Annotated in this window: 9 protein-coding genes and 6 tRNA genes; 10 read left to right on the top strand and 5 right to left on the bottom strand. The window is 70.7% G+C overall.

Features of this window, described 5'->3' with window-relative positions; all coding sequences use genetic code 11:
- Window positions 1–11: 11 nt before the first annotated feature.
- Window positions 12–10613 (bottom strand): type I polyketide synthase, encoded by a 10602-nt coding sequence (locus RM1_RS10735; protein ID WP_072751285.1) that lies wholly within the window; start codon window positions 10611–10613, stop codon window positions 12–14.
- Window positions 10614–10772: 159 nt separating this feature from the next.
- Window positions 10773–10844: transfer RNA gene (locus RM1_RS10730), tRNA-Val, on the bottom strand.
- A gap of 331 nt (window positions 10845–11175) precedes the next feature.
- On the opposite strand from RM1_RS10730, the gene RM1_RS10725 reads away from it, so the two are divergent.
- The 7 genes from RM1_RS10725 to RM1_RS10695 all read left to right on the top strand — a co-directional run bounded on the left by RM1_RS10725 (window position 11176) and on the right by RM1_RS10695 (window position 13351).
- Window positions 11176–11247, top strand: a tRNA-Gly gene (locus RM1_RS10725).
- Window positions 11248–11271: 24 nt separating this feature from the next.
- A tRNA-Cys gene (locus RM1_RS10720) sits at window positions 11272–11342 on the top strand.
- Window position 11343: 1 nt separating this feature from the next.
- Window positions 11344–11415, top strand: a tRNA-Val gene (locus tag RM1_RS10715).
- A 78-nt stretch (window positions 11416–11493) separates the two neighbouring features.
- Window positions 11494–11565, top strand: a tRNA-Gly gene (locus tag RM1_RS10710).
- A 29-nt stretch (window positions 11566–11594) separates the two neighbouring features.
- Window positions 11595–11669, top strand: a tRNA-Val gene (locus RM1_RS10705).
- Between the two features lie 171 nt (window positions 11670–11840).
- Complete coding sequence (locus RM1_RS10700; RefSeq protein WP_072751284.1) at window positions 11841–12923, top strand: metallophosphoesterase; 1083 nt, start codon at window positions 11841–11843, stop codon at window positions 12921–12923.
- Window positions 12924–12970: 47 nt separating this feature from the next.
- Window positions 12971–13351 carry a DUF2784 domain-containing protein gene (locus RM1_RS10695; RefSeq protein ID WP_072751283.1) on the top strand — a complete coding sequence of 127 codons (381 nt, stop codon included), beginning with the start codon at window positions 12971–12973 and terminating at the stop codon, window positions 13349–13351.
- On the opposite strand, the gene RM1_RS10690 is transcribed toward RM1_RS10695, so the two are convergent.
- A complete protein-coding gene (locus tag RM1_RS10690; RefSeq protein ID WP_072751282.1) occupies window positions 13335–14258 on the bottom strand; it encodes an alpha/beta hydrolase fold domain-containing protein in 924 nt (307 codons plus the stop codon). The genes RM1_RS10695 and RM1_RS10690 overlap by 17 nt on opposite strands.
- Window positions 14258–15646, bottom strand: coding sequence for a GH1 family beta-glucosidase (locus RM1_RS10685; RefSeq protein WP_072751281.1), 1389 nt, complete (start codon window positions 15644–15646; stop codon window positions 14258–14260). The genes RM1_RS10690 and RM1_RS10685 overlap by 1 nt, the downstream gene beginning before the upstream one ends.
- Before the next feature lie 40 nt (window positions 15647–15686).
- On the opposite strand from RM1_RS10685, the gene RM1_RS10680 reads away from it, so the two are divergent.
- Entirely contained in the window at window positions 15687–16946 is a 1260-nt protein-coding gene (locus RM1_RS10680; protein WP_072751280.1) for an MFS transporter, read from the top strand.
- A gap of 4 nt (window positions 16947–16950) precedes the next feature.
- The gene (locus tag RM1_RS10675; protein ID WP_072751279.1) at window positions 16951–17487 is read left to right on the top strand and encodes a GNAT family N-acetyltransferase; all 537 of its coding nucleotides are present in this window, start codon (window positions 16951–16953) and stop codon (window positions 17485–17487) included.
- On the opposite strand, the gene zapE is transcribed toward RM1_RS10675, so the two are convergent.
- Window positions 17484–18497 carry a cell division protein ZapE gene (gene zapE, locus RM1_RS10670; RefSeq protein WP_072751278.1) on the bottom strand — a complete coding sequence of 338 codons (1014 nt, stop codon included), beginning with the start codon at window positions 18495–18497 and terminating at the stop codon, window positions 17484–17486. The two genes, RM1_RS10675 and zapE, sit on opposite strands and share 4 nt — an antisense overlap.
- A gap of 34 nt (window positions 18498–18531) precedes the next feature.
- Here zapE and RM1_RS10665 point away from each other — a divergent pair, with 34 nt between their 5' ends.
- Window positions 18532–19287, top strand: a complete 756-nt coding sequence (locus RM1_RS10665) for a pyrimidine reductase family protein (protein WP_072751277.1) — start codon at window positions 18532–18534, stop codon at window positions 19285–19287.
- Window positions 19288–19308: the final 21 nt, after the last annotated feature.

Here is a 19308-nt window from a genome sequence, read left to right as displayed (position 1 = left end):
AACATCTCGGTTCACAGGCCGCGATCGATCAGGTCCAGGATCTCCTCGCTGGTCGCCGCGTGAATCTTGTCGACAGCATCGGCGCGTGCATCGTCGCCCGCGCCGACCTCGGCCAACAGGTGCGCCAGACGCTGCGCGAGGGCCGACCTGGCCTCGCTGTCCGCACCGAGTTCGGCGATGGTCGCGCGAAGCCGGTCGACGTCGGCGAAGGCCACCGACACCGGATCCGGTACGAGTTCCGCGCGCAGGAACTCGGCGACGGCGCGCGAGCTGGGGTGGTCGAACACCATGGTGGGCGGCAACCGCAGCCCGGTGGCCGCACCGAGCTGGTTGCGGAGGGCAACGGCGGCGAGCGAGTCGAAGCCGAGTTCCTTGAAGGCCTGGTCCGGGTCGACGGAGTCCGCGGCGTCGTGGCCGAGGACCGCGGCGGCCCCGGCCCGGACCAGGTCGAGCATCAGGTGTCGCTGCTCGGGAATCGACAGGTCGGCCAGGCGCTGCGCCCAATCCGACGGCCCGGACCCGCTCGATCCGGCCCCCGCCGAGCCCGACCCCGCTGCACGCCTGCGCGGCTCCCGGATGAGTCCGCGCAGCGGGGCGGCGACGTACGGCGCGGCCGACCCGGACAGGTCGAACCGGGCGGCCGCCACGGCCGGGACCCCGGCGGCCAACGCGCCGTCGAAGAGGGCCAGGCCGTCGGAAGCGGCCATCGGCACCATTCCACTGCGGCGCGCCCTGGCGAGATCGATCGCGCCGAGGTTGTCGGTCATGGTGCTCGGCGGCGCCCACATGCCCCACGCGATCGACACCGCGGGAAGACCGAGGGTGTGGCGGTGCCTGGCAAGTGCATCGAGGAACATGTTCGCGGCCGCGTAGTTCGCCTGCCCTGGTGCACCGAGGACACCGGCTAGCGAGGAGAACAGCACGAAGGCCCGCACCTCCGATGTCGCGGTCAGCCGGTGCAGGTGCCAAGCAGCGTCGACCTTCGGCCGCAGCACCGTGTCGAGCCGCTCGGGGGTCAGCGAGCCGAGGGTGGCGTCGTCGATGACGCCCGCCGCGTGGATCACCGCCGTCAGCGGGTGATCCTGCGATATCCCGGCCAGCAGCGCCGCGAGGGCCGGCTCGTCGGAGGCGTCGCAGGCGACGATGCTCACCTCGGCCCCCAGCTCGGTCAGCTCGCGGCGCAGCTGGTCGCAACCCTCGGCATCGGGTCCGCGCCTGCTGGTCAGTACGAGATGCCGCGCCCCGTGCGCGGCGATCAGGTGGCGGGCCACCAGCGACCCGACGGTGCCGGTGCCGCCGGTGACGAGAACCGTGCCGCCGGGATCGAAGGGCGGGCCCTCGGGCTCGGCGGCGCGGGCCCGCCGTAGCCGGGGGGCGAGCAGGGTGCCGTTCCTGACGGCCACCTGCGGTTCGCCGCTCGCCGATGCAGCCGTGAGCACCGAGTCGGCATCGGATGCGTCGTCGAGGTCGACGAGGACGAACCGGTCCGGGTTCTCGTTCTGTGCGGAGCCGACCAGTCCCCACACCGCCGCGGCCGCGAGGTCGGCGCCCGCATCAGGGTCCTGACCGTCGTCGGTGGCCATCGCGTTGCGGGTCACGATCACCAGTCGACTGTCGGCGACGATGTCGTCGTCCAGCCAGTCCTGCAGCAGTCGCAGCACCCGGGCGCCCAGTTCGTGGGTCACCTCCGGACCGTGCTCGCCGCCGGTGCCGCATCCGACCAGCACCGTCCACGGGACCGCGTCGCCGTCGTCGGACGCGGACTCCATCGCGGTTCGCAGCGCCGCCAGGTCGGGATGTGTCGGGAAGGTCGACCCGTCACCCCGCTCGCCCGGCCACTCGGCGCCGAGGACGACCATCGGTCCCGGTGTCGGCTCCGACGCGGGGCTCTCGACCGGAACCCAGGTCAGCCTGTGCAGCGGCGGGGCCGCCGAGCCGCCGGCGCCTGCCCCCTCGAGCGCCCTCGGCACGACCCGCAGCGCGTCGACGGTCAGGACCGGCTCGCCTCCGGGGTCGGTGAGGACGACGTGATGGCGCCCGTCCTCGTGCGCCGCGGACCGCACCGAGACCGCCTCCGCTCCGACGGTGTGCAGACGGATTCCCGACCAGGTCACCGGCCAGCCGTCCCACCCGAGGATCGGCTCGAGTGCGGCCTCCAACAGCTCCGGATGGATGCCGAAGCCGGTCGCGTCGGCGCCTTCTTCGAGGCTCACCTCGGCCTCGACATCGCCCGGGACCTGGTGCGGCACAGCGGCGGCGGGGCCGACGACGTCGTCGATCGTCGCGGACGCGTTCCTGACCCAGGCGTCGGCGACGTCGGACTCGGTCGCGTTCGACGAGATGGTGACCGTGCGGCGACCATCCGCGGGGTCGGTCGGCGACACGAGCACCCGGATCGAGGCCTGCCCCGACGACGAGAGGGTCACCGGGTGGTGCAGCGTGAGTTCGTCGACGTGGTCGAGACCGACGTGATGGGCCGCGTGCAACGTGAGTTCGACCAGCACCGCGGGCGAGACCGCCCGCGGACCGTCCTGCGCCTGCTCACCGTCGTCGACCGGCGGTACGAGCCACGAATCGCGCTGCAGCGAGAGCTGCCCTGTGAACATCAGCGCGTCGTCCTCGAGGGTGACCGCCGCGCCGAGCAGCGGGTGATCCGCCGGGCCGAGCCCGAGCTCCGTCGGATCGCCGGTGCTCCGCGTCGATGTCGACGGCCAGAAGGAACGACGCTGGAAGGCATAGGTGGGCAGGTCGACCCGGCGACGCCCGGGCAGCACCCGGTCCCAGTCGATCGGGACGCCCTGTACGTAAGCCGCCGCCACCGCCGCGATGATCCCGTGCGCCTCGTCCCCGCGTCCTGGCAGGGTCGCGATCGCGTTCGGGACGACCTCCGCGGCGAGCGCGGTCAGGGCCGCGCCGGGACCGACTTCGACGAGTCGGGTGACACCGAGCTCGTCGAGGGCGCGGATGCCGTCGTGAAAGCGCACCGATTGCCGGATGTGCCGCGTCCAGTAGTCCGGCGAGGTGAGTTCATCGGCGGTGGCGACGCGCCCGGTGACGTTGGAGACGACAGGGACACCCGGTGGCTGCGCCGCCAGCCTGGACACCACGGCGGTGAACTCGTCGAGGATCGGGTCCATCAGGGTCGAATGGAAGGCCCGCTCGACCCGCAGGCTCGTGGTCTTCATGCCTGCGGCGGACAACTCGGAGGCGATGGCGTCCAGATCGCGTTCGCCGCCCGCGAGCACCACCGATTCGGCACCGTTGACAGCGGCCAGATCGACCCGGTCGTCGATCCGTGCCAGCACGTCCTCCGCCCGCGCCCGGACGGCGATCATCGCGCCCGGCTTCGTCGACTGCATCAACCGTCCGCGCTCGCCGACCAGGGCCGCGGCATCGGGCAGGCTGAACACCCCCGCGACGTGGGCCGCCGTGATCTCTCCGATCGAATGGCCGATCAGGTAGTCCGGGGTGATGCCCCAGTCCCGCAGCAGGCGATAGAGCGCGACCTCGACGGCGAACAGGGCCGGCTGGGTGTACTCGGTGCTGTCGAGCTTCGCGGCGCCGCCCTCGGCGTCGTCCCAGATCACCTCGCGCACCGGGATTTCCACATGCTCGTCGAGTGCGGCACAGACCTCGTCCAGTGCCTCAGCGAACACCGGGTTGGCCTCGTAGAGGCCACGACCCATCCCTATCCGTTGGGCGCCCTGGCCGGTGAACATGAAGGCCGTCTTGCCGCGGACGCTGGTCCCGGTGACGACATTGCCGCCCGGTCGCCCCTCGGCGATGCGGACCAGTCCGTCACGCAGGTCCTCGAACGTCTCGCCGATCACCGCGGCACGATGGGCGAAACCGGATCTGGTGGTGGCAAGGGAGTACGCGATGTCGGCCGGATCGGGGAGCTCGTCCGCCCCCTCGAGGAACTCCGCCAACCGTGTTGCCTGCGCGCGCAACGCATCGCCGGTCTTTCCGGAGATCACCCAGACCAACGGTGAGGCCTGCGGGGGCGAGGGGACGGGTGTCGGCTCGCCAGGCGGCTGTTCGAGGATCAGGTGCGCGTTGGTGCCGCTGATGCCGAACGACGAGACGGCCGCGCGCCTTGGCCGCCCGGTCTCCGGCCAGGCGACGGGTTCGGCGAGCAGCGAGACCTCTCCCGCCGTCCAGTCGACGTGCCGGGTCGGCGCGTCGCCGTGCAGGCTCGGCGGCAGCACCCCGTGACGCATCGCCATCACCATCTTGATCACGCCCGCGACCCCCGCCGCGGCCTGGGCGTGACCGATGTTCGACTTGACCGAACCCAGCCACAGCGGCCTGCCCTCGCGGTCCTGCCCGTAGGCGGCCAACAGCGCCTGCGCCTCGATCGGGTCGCCGAGCGTCGTGCCGGTGCCGTGTGCCTCCACGGCGTCGATGTCGGTCGGCGCGAGCGCGGCGTCGGCCAGCGCCTGGCGGATCACCCGCTCCTGGGAGGGTCCGTTGGGTGCGGTCAGTCCGTTGGAGGCCCCGTCCTGGTTGACCGCCGATCCACGGACGACCGCCAGCACCCGGTGGCCGTTGCGCTCCGCGTCGCTCAGCCGCTCCAGCACCACCATGCCCGCGCCCTCGCTGAGCCCGGTGCCGTCCGCCCGGTCGGAGAACGGCTTGCACCGACCGTCCGCGGCGAGCCCGCGCTGGCGGCTGAACTCGATCAGCACGCCCGGGGTGGACATCACCGTCGCCCCGCCTGCCAACGCGAGCGCGCATTCACCGTCGCGCAGGGCCCGTGCCGCGAGATGCATTGCCACCAGCGACGACGAGCAGGCGGTGTCCACGGTGACCGCGGGCCCGGTGAAGCCGAGAGAGTACGAGATCCGGCCGGAGGCAACACTGTTGCTGGTGCCGGTCATCAGATAGCCCTCGGCATCGACGTTCCGCCTGCTCATCAGATGGAAGCCGTAGTCGCCCCCCATCAGCCCCACGTACACGCCGGTGTCGGTGAGGCCGGGCCCGTTCGGTTGGATCCCCGCCCGTTCCAACGCCTCCCATGCACTCTCGAGGAGCAGTCGGTGCTGCGGATCCATCGCGATCGCCTCGCGCGGGCTGATGCCGAAGAAGGCGGCGTCGAACTCGTCTGCGTCGTAGAGGAATCCCCCCTGGCTCATGTAGGTGGTGCCCGCTCGCTCCGGGTCGGGGTGGTAGACCTCGGCGAGATCCCAGCCCCGGTTGTCGGGATACGCGCCCACGGTGTCGTGGCCCTCGCGCACGAGTCGCCACAGGTCCTCCGGGCAGTACACCCGGCCCGGATACCTACAGGCCATCCCGACGATCGCGATCGGGTCCTCGCCCCTGCGGGTGCGGGCCGGGCGGGTCGACTGCGGTGCCGCTTCGCCGCCGAGCAGGCGAGCCACGAGCTCCTGGGCGAGCGCGTCGGCAGTGGGATGGTCGAACACCACCGTCGCGGCGAGTGCGACACCGGTGGCGGTGGCCAGCTGGTTGCGCAGTTGCACGGCGGTCAACGAGTCGAAGCCGAGCTGCTTGAAGGCACGTTCCGGGTCTATCGCTTCCTTGCTGTCGTGACCGAGGACGGCAGCGACATGGGTGGTCACGAGGTCGAGGACCCGGCTGTGCCGCTCGCCGGGGTCGAGCGCGCGCAGCTCGTCGGCCAGGCCGGTGGGCGACTCGGCGGCAGCGACCCTGCGACGGATCCCGAGGACCCTGCGCAGGATCGGCGGCAGCGACTCGGCGTCGGAGCGCGAGGGGCGCGTCGACAGACGTATCGGCACGATCAGCGCACGGTTCACCGCCAGCGCCGCATCGAACAGGGCCAGCCCCGACTCCGGACTGATGGTGTCGATGCCGGAGCGCTGCAACCGGTCGAGGTCGGCCGCGTTCAGGTGGGAGGTCATCCCGCTCGGCCGGTCCCACAACCCCCAGGCCATGGAGATCGCCTGCAGCCCGCGGGCGCGGCGGTGCTGCGCGAGTGCGTCGAGGAAGACGTTCGCGGCCGCATAGTTCGCCTGGCCTGCGCCGCCGAGCACGCCAGCCGCGGAGGAGAACAGCACGAACGCCGACAAGTCCTTGTCGCGGGTCAGTTCGTGCAGATGCCAGGCACCGTCCACCTTCGGGCGCATGACGTCGTGCAGCTGGTCCCGCGTCACGGTGACGGCGGTGGCGTCCTCGAGCACCCCGGCCGCGTGGATCACCCCGGACAGGTCTGGGATGTCGGCGAGCAGGGCGGCCACCGCCGCGCGGTCGGCCACGTCGCAGGCCGCCACGCGGACCTCGGCGCCCGACTCGGCGACATCGGCCCGCAGTTCAGCCGCACTGTCGGCGCCGAGCGGGTGCCTGCCGGTCAACACCAGCCTGCGCACCCCGTACCGCGTCACGAGGTGACGGGCGATCAGCCTGCCGATGGTTCCGGTGCCACCCGTGATCAGGACCGTGCCATCCGGGCCGAAGGTGGCCGGATCCGCCTCGGGTGCGGCCGCGCCGGGCGTCTGCGCGGCCAGCATGGGCGCCAGCAGCACGCCGTCCCGGATCGCCAGCTGGGGTTCGTTGCAGGCCAACGCCATCGCCAGCAGCGCGGGGTCGGCGGGTTCACCCGCGGCCAGGTCCAGGTCCACCAGGCTGATGCGGTCCGGATACTCGTGCTGCACCGCGCCGATCAGCCCCCACGCGGGTGCGGCGGACAGGTCGTCGATCGGTTCGCCGTCGCGCACGACCACCCCGAGCCGGGTCGTGACGAGCAGGCGGGTCTCGGCCAGGCGATCCTCGCGGAGCCAGGCCTGCACCGCATCCAACGCTGCCTCCGCCGCGGCCTGCGCCCGCGCCGGCAGGTCCGGCTCCCCGCCCGGCTCGCAGTCCAGCCACAGCACGCGACCGGAGTGGTCGCCTCCCGCCAGTGCCTCCGCGAGCGGCATCAGTTCCGCCGCGGCCTCCGCCGCTGCGGCGCCAACCGGCATCCACTCCACGCGGTAGAGGTTCTCGCCGACACCGGCGGCAGGAAGCTGGGTGTCCCCTAGCGGCCGCAGCGCCAACGAATCCACGGTCAAGACCGGTTTGCCGGTCACGTCGTAGGCGGACACCCGGTAGCGCTCGGGACCGATCGTCGTGACGTGCACACGCAGAGCAGTGGCGCCGACGGCGTACAACTGCACTGCACCCCATGCAAAGGGCAGACGGACGCCGCTCGCGCCCGACGCCGCACTACCGAGCGCGATCAGGTGCAGCGCCGCGTCGAGCACGGCCGGGTGGATCCCGTATCCCGCGACCGCCTCGGCCGGGTCCTCGCCGCCGAGACTCACCTCGCCGAACAGCTCGTCGCCGCGGCGCCACGCCGCCCGCAGGCCACGGAAGCTCGGGCCGTACCCGTAGCCGGCCTCGTCCAGCACTCCGTACAGACCCCTGACGTCGATCGGCGTGACATCGGCTGGCGGCCACTGCTGTTCGCCGGAGTCGGCGGTGTCCACGGCCGCAGTGAGCGTGCCGGTAGCGTGTCTGGTCCACGGCGCCTCCGCCGCGGCGTCCGCGGGCCGGGAGTGCACCGACACCGAGGAGCGGCCGCCGTCGCCGTCGGCGAGAACGCTCACCTGCACCGCGACCTCGCCCTCGGCCGGGATCAGCAGGGGCGCTTCGATGGCGAGGTCCTCGAGTCCGCCGTGTGCGATGCGGTTGCCCGCGTGGAGGGCGAGCTCCACGAATGCCGTGCCCGGCAGGATGACGGTTCCGTTCACCGCGTGGTCGCGCAGCCACGGAAGGCGTTGCGGGGAGAGCAGGCCCGTGAACACCACGCCCCGGTCGTCACCGAGCTCGACCGATGCGGCGAGCATCGGGTGTCCACCGGAGTCCATGCCCGCCGACGCGACGTCACCGTGCGGCGCGGGACTGTCGAGCCAGTAGCGGCGGTGCTGGAAGGCATACGTGGGCAGCTCAACCCACCGCTGCCGATCGTCGCGTCGGGCCCAGCCGACCCGATCCCAGTCGATGTGCACCCCGGACACCTGGGCCTCGGCGAGCGCCGTGGTGAACTGGCGCAGGCCCGCGCGCTCGCGCCGCAGGGTGCCGATGGCCCGGCCCGCGACACCAGCCGCGTCGAGGGTCTCCTGCAACGGCACGGTCAGGACGGGATGGCTGCACGACTCGACGAACAACCGATAGCCGTCCGCGGCCAGCGATCTCGTCGCCTGCTCGAACCGGACGGGGCGGCGCAGGTTCCGGTACCAGTAGTCCGCGTCGAGCGCGGTGCCGTCCAGCGCGCCACCGGTCACCGTCGAATAGAACGGAATCCGCGACCGGCGGGGCGTGATCGAGGCGAGGGCGTCGAGGATCGGTTCCCGCAGGACCGACACATCCGAGCAGTGCGAGGCGTACTCCACGGCGATCCGCCTGGCCTGGACACCCTCGCCCTGCAACTGCCCCACCAGGAGGTCGAGTGCCTCGACGGGTCCGGACACCACGGTCGCGGACGGACCGTTCATCGCCGCCACCTCGACGGCGCCCGCCCACGGCTGGATCCTTGCCCGCACCGCGTCCGCGGGTAGCGCCACCGAGGCCATCCCACCGCCGCGACGCGCCGAGGCGGCGATCACACTGCTCCGTGCCGCGACGACCAGCGCGGCGTCGGAAAGGCTCAGCGCGCCCGCGACGCACGCGGCGGCGATCTCACCCTGCGAATGTCCGACCACGGCCGCCGGTTCCACGCCGTGCGCCCGCCACAGTTGGGTGAGTCCGACCATCACCGCGAACAGGGCAGGCTGCACGACATCGACCCGGTCAAGGGAGGACGGATCGCGATCGCGCAGCACATCGAGCAGGGAGAACTTCGTGTACGGGGCCATCGCCTCGGCGCACTCGCGCACGCTGTCGGCGAACAGTGGCGACGATTCGAGCAGCTCAGCCGCCATGCCAACCCACTGCGCACCCTGGCCGGGGAAGACGAACACCGGCCGGTCGCCGGCTTCGAGGGCAAGCCCGGTGACCACATCGGGGCCGGGCGCGCCGCGGCCGAGGGCGTCGAGGCCTGCCAGCAGGCCCGAGGGCTCCGATCCGATCACGGCGGCGCGCTGGTCGAAGGCGGCGCGCGATCCCAGCAGCGCACCGGCCACCTGGGCGGGCGTCAGGTCGGGATGGTCGGCGACGTACTCGCGCAACCGCTCGGCCTGGGCGCGCAGCGCCGGCTCGGTGTGGCCCGAGACGAACCAGGCCACGACCTCGCCATCGGGGGCTGTCGATTCGTCAGTCAACGGTGTGACGGGCGGGGGCTGCTCCAGCACGACGTGCGCGTTGGTGCCGCTGATGCCGAACGAGGACACCGCCGCCCGGCGGGGCCGATCGGCCACCGGCCAGTCGCGATTCTCGGTGAGCAGCGACACCGAGCCGGCGGACCAGTCGACGTGCGGGGTCGGCCGGTCTATGTGCAGCGTCTTCGGCAGGACCCCGTGGCGCATCGCCATGATCATCTTGATCACGCCCGCCACGCCCGCGGCCGCCTGGGTGTGCCCGAGATTCGACTTCACCGAGCCGAGCCACAGGGGGCGGTCGGCGGGGCGATCGCGGCCGTATCCGGCCAGCAGGGCGGACGCCTCGATCGGATCGCCCAGTGTGGTCCCCGTGCCGTGCGCCTCGACGGCGTCGACATCAGCGGGTCCGAGCCCGGCGCTGGCCAGCGCCTGCCGGATCACCCGTTCCTGGGCTTGCTTGTTCGGAGCGGTCAGGCCGTTGCTCGCGCCGTCCTGGTTCACCGCGCTGCCACGGATGACGGCCAGTATCCGGCGACCGTTGCGCTCCGCGTCGGACAGCCGTTCCAGCGCGACCATTCCCGAACCCTCGCCCCACGCCGTACCGTCCGCCGCGGCGGAGAAGGCCTTGCACCGCCCGTCTCGCGCCAGTCCGCGCTGGCGACTGAACTCCACGAACACAGCGGGGGTTGCCATCACGGTCGCCCCGCCCGCGAGTGCCAGCTCGCACTCCCCGCTTCGCAGCGCCTGCATGGCGAGATGGATGGACACCAGGGACGAGGAGCACGCGGTGTCGACGGTGATCGCGGGTCCACACAGTCCGAAGCTGTACGCCACGCGTCCTGAGGCGACGCTCATGGCGTTGCCGGTGATGAAGTAGCCCTCGAGGTCCTCGGGCGGCGCCCCGCCCGCCCGCGCCGCATAGTCGATTCCGGAGAGCCCGGTGAACACGCCGACCTGGCCACCATGCACCGACCGTGGATCGATGCCCGCGTGCTCGAGGGTCTCCCAGCTCGTTTCCAGGAGCAGGCGCTGCTGCGGGTCCATGGCCAGCGCCTCGCGTGGCGAGATACCGAAGACCCCCGGATCGAACCCCGCCGGGTCGTCGAGGAAGCTGCCCTGCACGGTGTAGGTCTTGCCGGACTGCTCGGCCTTCGGGTCGTAGAGGTCCGCGAGCAGCCAGCCCCTGTCCTCGGGGAACCCGGTGACGGTTTCCGAACCCGATTCCACCAGGCGCCACAGGTCCTCGGGCGACCGCACGCCGCCCGGATACCTGCAGCCCATCCCGATCACGGCGATGGGCTCGCGGCTGACTCCCTCGGCCTCGCGAAGCTTCTCCCGCGTCTGATAGAGCTCCGCGGTCACTCGCTTCAGATAGTCGAGGAGCGTCGCCTGATCGGCCATCAGAGATCAGCTCCAATCTGAGAGGCCCCGACCTCCAGCGCGGAACATCGATTGTATCCGCCACCACCTCCCGGAGGCAGCGGTCTGCCGGTCACGAACGTCCCCCGACACCAAGAGGGCACAAAAAAGCCCCCCTCGTACGAGGGGGGCTTTTCGTTGTGGTCCCGGCTGGGATCGAACCAGCGACCTTCCGCGTGTGAAGCGGACGCTCTCCCACTGAGCCACGGGACCGAGCCGCGCGTTGAACTCTCGCGGCCGGACGGGATGGAACATTAACACGACTTCCGCGGAAGTGAAAAACCGCAGTACGGCCCTCTCGGAATCCCCGTCCGCATCCCATCGAACCCCACTCCCGCGCCCAACCCCTCCGACCCGGCAGTTGCCGGGAACGGGCGTCCTGATCCCCGTGAATGCGCGTTCTATGCGCCTTCCATGCGCGGCCATTGCACTCCACCCGATCCCCGTTTCGGCCACTGAACTGGCGATTTGTGACTACACACCCCGTGGGCTAATGTTTCATCTCGCACCACGGAGGCAGCAACGCCGCCCCCGGAAGTGCAATGCGGATGTAGCGCAGTGGTAGCGCATCACCTTGCCAAGGTGAGGGTCGCGGGTTCGAATCCCGTCATCCGCTCTCGAGGTTGGACTCGACCTTGACGGTGGAGTGGCCGAGTGGTGAGGCAACGGCCTGCAAAGCCGTGCACACGGGTTCGATTCCCGTCTCCACCTCGCGCGATTAGCTCAGCGGGAGAGCGCTTCCCTGACACGGAAGAGGTCACTGGTTCAATCCCAGTATCGCGCACGAAGGAATAGGCACCCGGTCGGGTGCCTTTTCTATTCGCACTTTCGGACCTACACAATGGGTCCGGTAGTGCACAATGCGGATGTAGCGCAGTGGTAGCGCATCACCTTGCCAAGGTGAGGGTCGCGGGTTCGAATCCCGTCATCCGCTCGTTTGGTCCGGACTGGTTCCGGCGTTCCGCGCGATTAGCTCAGCGGGAGAGCGCTTCCCTGACACGGAAGAGGTCACTGGTTCAATCCCAGTATCGCGCACCATCATCGAAAGCCCCGGCCAGTGGCCGGGGCTTTCGTCGTATCCGGGCGACTTCAGGTGTACGCCGACTGAACGACGAGTGAACACCGACGTCGGCCTGGCGTATCGAGTTGAACGGTCGTTCACATTAAGGTTTGCTCGTCCGGATACCGAACCGATGCGACCCGAGGACTGTGATGGAGTTCAACCAGATCGACCGCCGCCGATTCCTGGCAGGCGCCGCAGCGGCTGGCGCGGTCCTGCCGCTGGCCACCATGGTGCCCGGGACCGCGGCCGCGGCCGACGCCAAGCCCTCCGCGGGCACCGGCAAGTTCCCCTTCCCCACCGGCACCAACCTCCGGGTGCTGATCACCGGGGACGCGGGCACCGGCACCAAGGCCCAGTGGGCGGTGGCCGACGCGATTCGCGACCTGCACAGCCGCGAGCCCATGTCGATGGCGCTCGGTCTCGGCGACAACATCTACGAAATGGGGCCGACCAACGAGAACGACACCCAGTTCGCCGCGAAGTTCGAGGACCCCAACCACGGCCTCGACTTCCCCTGGGTGATGGCCCTCGGCAACCACGACAACAGCGCGATCTTCCCCGGCGACGGCGGCTGGCTGTTGCGCGGCGACGAGGAGGTCGACTACCACCGGCTCTCCCGGCGGTGGTGGATGCCCAGCCGCTACTACTCGGTCCGGGTGCCCGAGAAGAACCCGGTCGTCGAGTTCTTCGTCCTCGACATGAACCCGGTCGCCGCCATGCTGCCCCCGATCCTGGCGCCCTACTGGGCCGCGGACGGGCAGTTCATGAACGAGCAGCGCGCGTGGCTGGACGCGGCGATCGCCGCGTCACCGGCGAAGTGGAAGATCGCGTGCGCCCACCACCCCTACCTGAGCAACGGATCCCACGGCAACGCGGGCGTGTACGACGGGATGCCGGTCCCGCCCATGAACGGCGCCGACGCGAAGAAGTTCTACGAGGAGCATGTCCTCGGACGTTGCCAGTTCCTCCTTGCGGGACACGATCACTCGCTGCAGGTCCTCGAGCCGACCATCGAGTCCAAGGGCACCCGTCAGATCGTCTCCGGTGCCGCAGGCAAGACCAGCAGCGGCAAGGCCGGCTCCGGCGGGGTGAACAAGAACCTCTTCCAGAACTTCGCCGACGTCGGATTCATGGTGATGGACCTCTCGCCGACGGCCGCCACGCTCCGCGTGTACACGGTCGACATCACCACCTCGAAGGCGAAGGAAGTGTTCAACCGCCGCCTGTAACAACCGATGTGTACCCCTCCGGTTCGACCCGGAGGGACAATGTCCACATGGTCTTTCGGGTGCTCGCCGAGGCGACGATGACCGTGCACTTCGCGTTCCTGGTGTACGTCGTCGCCGGCGGGTTCCTGGCCTGGCGGTGGCCGTGGGCGATCTGGCCGCATCTCGTGCTCGCCGGCTGGGGTTTCTCGACCATCGTGTTCGGGTTCGACTGCCCGCTGACCCATCTGGAGAACTGGGCCAGGCACGAGGCGGGCGAGCAGGGACTGCGCACCGGCTTCATCGACACCTATTTGACCGGTGTCGTCTATCCGGAGCGGTACACCACGCTGCTGCAGATGCTCGCCGGGCTCGTGGTCCTCGTGTCCTGGGCCGGCTTCCTCGTCCGTCGCAGGCGCCCGGCACCGGCCCGGGTCACAGCGCCGAACTGATCGCTCCCCTCGGGTCGAGGACGCCGCGCAGCGTCCTGCGCGCCACCCTGCCCTCCGGCGTCGGCAGCAGCGGGTAGTCGTGTAGCAGGCCCGGCTCCTCGTGGTACTCGAACTCGGTGTTGCTGAACGCGATTCGCTCACGCAGCCGCCGCGCATCCGCGTTGAGGATGTCGCGGGTGCCGGTGAACACCGTGATGTGTCCCAGGCCGTCGAGGTCGGCGTTGATCGGGCTGACGCGGACGTCCTCAGGCGCGAGGGCGCCGCGGTAGGCCTCGCCTGCCACCCGCAGCCCGTCCGGACTCAGCCACGGGTCGTGCGCCGCGAGCTCCGCGACGGCCGGGTCGTCGGCGGTGATGTCGAGCCACGGCGAGATCAGCACCGTCCGCCGCGGCGGCGTGAGGGTGCGTTCCCGCAATGCCACCGCGACGGCCAGCGCCATGCCCCCTCCCGCGGAGTCGCCGAGCAGGGTGAACCGCTCGGCGCCCCGCTCCCCCATCAGGCATTCGGCGAGGTCGGCGGCGGCGGGCACCACGACGTCCGCCGTCGCCACCGGCGCCAGCGGGTAGATCGGGACCACCACCTCCACCGGCAACGACCGGGCCAGGCCCGCGACCAGCTGCCAGTGCTGACGGTTGATCTCGCGGAAGTACGAGCCACCGTGCAGGTAAAGCGCGCTCTCCAGATCCCGCCGCGATGCGCCGTGCGCGGCCAGCGAGTACACCGGCCAGCCCGCCGCGGTGCGCTCCAAGCGGATGTCGACCCGCCGATCGAGCCCACGCGGCGGGCTGAACGAACGGGGTCGCAACGCCCGGCCCGCGATCTCCCGGCGGGTGGCCTCGGCGCCCACCCGCCTGCTGCCCCGCAGCGCGAGCGCCGCGGGCATCAATCGGTTCGCCAGGCTGGTCATCAGTTCGCGCTCGCGTGTCCGGCGATCAGGTCGCGGTACCAGAAGTAGGAGTCCTTCGGCGTGCGGACCAGCGTCTCGTAGTCGACGTGGACGAGGCCGAACCGCTCCTTGTACCCGGCCGCCCACTCGAAGTTGTCGAAGATCGACCAGGCGAAGTAGCCCCGGACGTCGACGCCGTCCTCGATCGCCTCCCGCACCGCGTGCAGGTGTTCGCGGTGGTAGTCGATCCGCCGACGGTCGTCGACCCGGCCGTTCTCGTCGGGGTCGTCGTCGTGGAACGACGCCCCGCTCTCGGTGATGTAGATCGGCGGCAGCGCGTCGCCGTACCGGTCCGCGAAGATCCCGAGGATCTCGCGCAGGCCCGCGGGGACGATCGGCCAGCCGAAGTCCGTCCGCTCGTAGCCCTCCAGCGCCACCGGCTGGAACGGCATCCCCGGCGGCAGGTCCACCTCGAGGACCCCGCTGCTGCCCTCGTCGGAGGTGGGCGCGGCGATCAGTGTCGGCTCGTAGTAGTTGATGCCGAACCAGTCGATCGGCTGCGAGATCACCTCGAGGTCCTCGGCGACCGGCCCCTGCAGCACTGCGGCCAACTCCTCCGCCGGGTAGCTGCCCCGCAGGATCGGGTCGGCGAACGTCCAGTTCACGATGTGGTCGTAGATCTCGGCAGCGGCGACGTCGGCCTCCGATTCGCTGGCCGCGTGCACGGGCGCGTGGTTGGAGGCGATGCCGATGTTGTCGCACCCGGCCGCGCGCAGCGCCTGCACCGACAGCCCGTGGCCGAGCAGCTGGTGGTGAGCGGCCTGCAGCGCACCGAAGCCCAGTTCCTGGCCGGGGGCATGCACACCGAGCGCGTGCCCGTAGAGGGTGTGCACGACCGGCTCGTTCAGCGGCATCCACATGCGCACGCGATCACCCAGCCTGCGACCGACGATGTCGGCGTACTCGGCGAGCCGATAGGATGTCTCGCGGTTGAGCCAACCGCCCGCCTCCTGCAGCTCGACCGGCAGGTCCCAGTGGAACAGGGTGACGGCCGGATCGATCCCGGCCGCGACGAGCTCGTCGACGAGGCGGTCGTAGAAGTCCAGACCCTCCTCGTTGACCGGACCGCTACCGGTGGGCTGCACCCGGGACCAGGACACGGACAGCCGGTAGGCGTCGACGCCCAGCTCGCGCATCAGCCCGACGTCCTCGCGGTAGCGGTGGTAGTGGTCGATGGCGACCACGCCCGTCTCGCCCCCGACGATCACCCCGGGCCGCTCGCAGTACTCGTCCCAGATGGAGCGGCCTCGGCCACCCTCATCCACCGCTCCCTCGATCTGGTACGCGGCCGTGGCCACGCCCCACAAAAAGCCCTGAGGGAACATAGGATTGGTTTCAGTCGCAGTCATGAGCCGAGTTTGCCGAAATGTTGGACGCGCGTCCAGTGCGATGCTTGAATTCATCAACACACCGCCCGAACGGGCCCGGCGAAAGCACACTGGCCTCATGACGCTCCCCACCCCCGCGCTGCGGGCCGCTCGCGTGTCGACCGCCGTTGGCTTCGGCCTGCAGGGCATGTTCCTCGCCGCACTCCTGACCCAGCTCCCCCAGTTCAAGGACCGGTACGGCTTCGACGACTCCACCATCGTCATCGCCGTCGTGTTGGTCTCGCTGGTGGCGGCCCTCGGGAGCGTGCTCGCCGAATACGTGGCGACCAGGACCTCCAGCAAGACCACCCTGCGCGCGGGACTCTTCGTCATCGCGGGCGCAGGCACCGGGATCGCCTTCGCGCCCTCGCCTGCCGCGTTCTTCACCGGGTTCGCCGTGTACGGCATCGGCCTCGGCATGGTCGATGCGGCCACCAACATGCAGGCAGTGGCGATCCAGCACCGCTACGGCCGGTCGATCCTCTCCTCGTTCCACGGCGCGTGGAGCGTCGGCGCGATCGTGGGTGCGCTTTACGTCTCGGCGTGCTCTGCGCTCGAGGTGAGCCTGCCGGTGTCGATCTTCGGTGCCGCGGTCGCGGTCGCCGCGGGAACCTTGCTCATGGGGCCGAGGCTGCTCGAGGCCGGGCCGGAGGCCGAGGCGACCACCTCCGCCGCGCCGCTGGCGATCCCGATGCGCCCCTTCCTGGCCCTCGGCGCCGCGATGGCACTGTTCTTCGCCATCGACTTCAGCGTCGGCAACTGGTCCGCGCTGTACCTCAAGGAGCTGTTGCTCGCCAGCGCGAGTACGGCGGCGCTCGCGGTCGCCGCCTATCAGGCCGCCGGCCTCGTCTCCCGTCTGACCGGCGACTTCTGGGTGCGGCGCCACGGCGAGGTTGCTGTCGTCCGGGTCGGCGCGGCGATCGCCGCGCTCGGGCTGGTCGTCGTGATCGCTGCGCAGAGCCCGACCGTCGCGATCATCGGCTTCCTCATCGTCGGACTCGGCGCCCCCGTCATCGCGCCGCTGTGCTTCAGTGCCGCGGGCAGGCTCGCCCCGCCGGACCAGACGGACGCCGTGATCGCCCGACTCAACCTGTTCAACTACGCGGGCACATTGGTCGGCGGTGCCATCGTCGGCGCGGTCGCGGCGGTCTCCGATCTGCGGATCGGCTTCGTCCTGCCGCTGCTGTTCGCGGTTGCGCTGTTCCTGCTCGCCCCCGCGTTCCGGCCGAACCGTGTCGTCGCGGGGGCGGATTCCGCCGACCTGAGCCGTGTGGTCGACTAGACCGATGTCGACTGAGTTCGCCGTCATCCGCGCGACCGCATCCGATGCGGCCGAGCTCGCCGCCGTTGCCGCCGAGACCTTCCCGCTGGCCTGCCCACCGTCCGTGACGGAGGCCGACGTCGCGGACTTCGTCACCACCGTCCTGTCGGAGGCCCGCTTCACCGAGTACCTGGCCGCGCCGGACCGGACGGTGTTCAAGGCCGTCGGCGCGGACGGGATCATCGGCTACGCGATGCTCGTCGACGGCACCCCCGACGATCCCGATGTGCGCGCGGCGGTTTCGCTGTTGCCGACGCTGGAGATCAGCAAGCTGTACGTGCTGCCGGACCGGCACGGGGACGGGGTGTCGGTTGCGCTGATGACCGCGGCCCTCGACCACGCGCGAGCCCTCGGCGCGGCGGGCGTCTGGCTCGGGGTCAACCAGGAGAACACCCGGGCTCAGCGTTTCTACGCCAAGCACGGCTTCGAGCGGGTCGGCACGAAGACATTCCTGGTCGGCGAGCAGCTACATCACGATTTCGTCATGCAGCGAGCGGTCTAGGCGGCGACCTCGAAGCGGGACAGCGCGAGCAACCGCGAGGTCGCGCGCAGGTACTTCTTCCGGTAGCCGCCCGCGAGCATCTCCGGGGTGAAGATCTCGTCCAGCTTGGCGCCGGACACGGTGACCGGGATGCTCGCGTCGTACAGGCGGTCGGCGAGCACGACCAGTCGCAGCGCCACGGACTGATCCTGGGCCGGGTGCACGCCCCGCAGGAACACCGCGGGCACATCCGCGATCAGCTTGTTGTAGCGCGAGGGGTGCAGGGTGCTCAGGTGCGCGCACAGGGCGTCGAAGTCGTCGAGTGTGGCGCCGGGGATACCGTCGGCGCGGTCGGCGAGCTCGGCGTCCGAGATCGGCTCAGGCGCGGGCGGCAGGTCGCGGTGACGGTAGTCGGGGCCGTCGACCCGGATCGTCTCGAAGATCGACCCGAGCTTCTTGATCTCGCGCAGGAAGTCCTGGGCGGCGAACCGGCCCTCGCCCAGCTGACCGGGCAGGGTGTTCGAGGTGGCCACGATCGAGACGCCACGCGCGGACAGCTCGGTGAGCAGGCGCGAGACGAGCATGGTGTCGCCCGGATCGTCGAGCTCGAACTCGTCGATGCAGAGCACGCTGTGGCCGGAGAGCTGCTCGACCGCGTTGTTGAAGCCGAGCGCGCCGACCACGTGGGTCAGCTCGACGAACGTCCCGAACGCCTTCGGCGAGGGCACGCTGTGGAAGATCGATGCCAGCAGGTGGGTCTTGCCGACGCCGAATCCGCCGTCGAGGTACAGGCCCGCACCGCTGGCCTGGGCCTTCTTGCCGAACAACCCGCGCCGTCCGCCGGAGCGGATCTTCGTCACCTTGCCGGCGAACTCCTCGGCCGTGCGCACGGCAGCGGCCTGGCTCGGCTCGTTCGGGTCGGGGATGTACGAGGCGAAACTGACCTCGTCGAACATCGCCGGCGGGACCATTTGCGCGATCAGCTGGTCCGCCTGAACCACCGGACTGCGATCAACAAGACGCTCGTGCATGCAAGGAGGTTATCTACGTGCTGTTATCTCACATATGCACCGCCTCGATATTGCGACCCACCTCACACCGCTCGACGACGATGAGTTGCGCGACCTGCACGTCTATCCGGACGCGACGTCCGCGCCATGGGTCCGGGTCAACTTCGTCTCCAGCATCGACGGCGCGGTGAGCGCGGACGGGACCTCCGCGGGACTTGGCACCCCCGCCGACAAACGCCTGTTCGGTGTCCTGCGCGAACTGGCCGACGTGATCCTGGTCGGCGCGGGAACCGTGCGGGCGGAGAACTACGGCGGCGCCCGGGTCACGGCGGAGCGCAGCGCACGCAGGCGCGAGCGCGGCCAGGCGGACGCGCCGCCCGTCGCGGTGGTCACCGCGAGCGCCGACATCGACCCGACGTCCCGGTTGCTCACCGACACCACCGTGGCACCCCTGGTCCTCACCACCGCCGCCGCACCCGACGACAGGAAGGCCGGGCTCGAGGCGGCGGGCGCGCGGGTCCTCGAACTCGGCGAGTCCACAGTGCCGCCGTCGGCGATCCTCGACACCCTCCACGGGCTCGGCCTCGCGCGGGTGCTCTGCGAGGGCGGCCCCGCGCTGTTCGGCCAGTTGCTGGCGGCCGACGCGGTCGACGAGCTGTGCCTGACCACGGCCCCGCTGCTGGTGGCCGGTCGAGCACCGCGGATCGCGTCCTCCCCCGACGCCGCGCCGAAGGCGATGCGTCGGGCGCACCTGCTCGGGGACGAGGACGGCACGCTGCTCACACGCTGGGTACGCGAGCGGAACGGCTGAGCGACCTGGCAGGCTGTGCAG

Source organism: Rhodococcus maanshanensis NBRC 100610 (assembly GCF_001894865.1).
GTDB classification, from domain to species: Bacteria; Actinomycetota; Actinomycetes; order Mycobacteriales; family Mycobacteriaceae; genus Rhodococcus_G; species Rhodococcus_G maanshanensis.
The sequence above is the reverse complement of the archived record's forward strand: the minus strand, read 5'-3'. Positions and strand labels throughout refer to the sequence as shown.

Excerpts from the sequence above, each read along its gene's own strand:
- RM1_RS10695 (WP_072751283.1), top strand. The coding sequence starts at position 12,971 with ATGGTCTTTCGGGTGCTCGCCGAGGCGACGATGACCGTGCACTTCGCG.
- RM1_RS10685 (WP_072751281.1), bottom strand. The coding sequence starts at position 15,646 with ATGACTGCGACTGAAACCAATCCTATGTTCCCTCAGGGCTTTTTGTGG.
- RM1_RS10665 (WP_072751277.1), top strand. The coding sequence starts at position 18,532 with ATGCACCGCCTCGATATTGCGACCCACCTCACACCGCTCGACGACGAT.
- RM1_RS10675 (WP_072751279.1), top strand. The coding sequence starts at position 16,951 with ATGTCGACTGAGTTCGCCGTCATCCGCGCGACCGCATCCGATGCGGCC.
- RM1_RS10690 (WP_072751282.1), bottom strand. The coding sequence starts at position 14,258 with ATGACCAGCCTGGCGAACCGATTGATGCCCGCGGCGCTCGCGCTGCGG.
- RM1_RS10680 (WP_072751280.1), top strand. The coding sequence starts at position 15,687 with ATGCTTGAATTCATCAACACACCGCCCGAACGGGCCCGGCGAAAGCAC.
- zapE (WP_072751278.1), bottom strand. The coding sequence starts at position 18,497 with ATGCACGAGCGTCTTGTTGATCGCAGTCCGGTGGTTCAGGCGGACCAG.
- RM1_RS10735 (WP_072751285.1), bottom strand. The coding sequence starts at position 10,613 with ATGGCCGATCAGGCGACGCTCCTCGACTATCTGAAGCGAGTGACCGCG.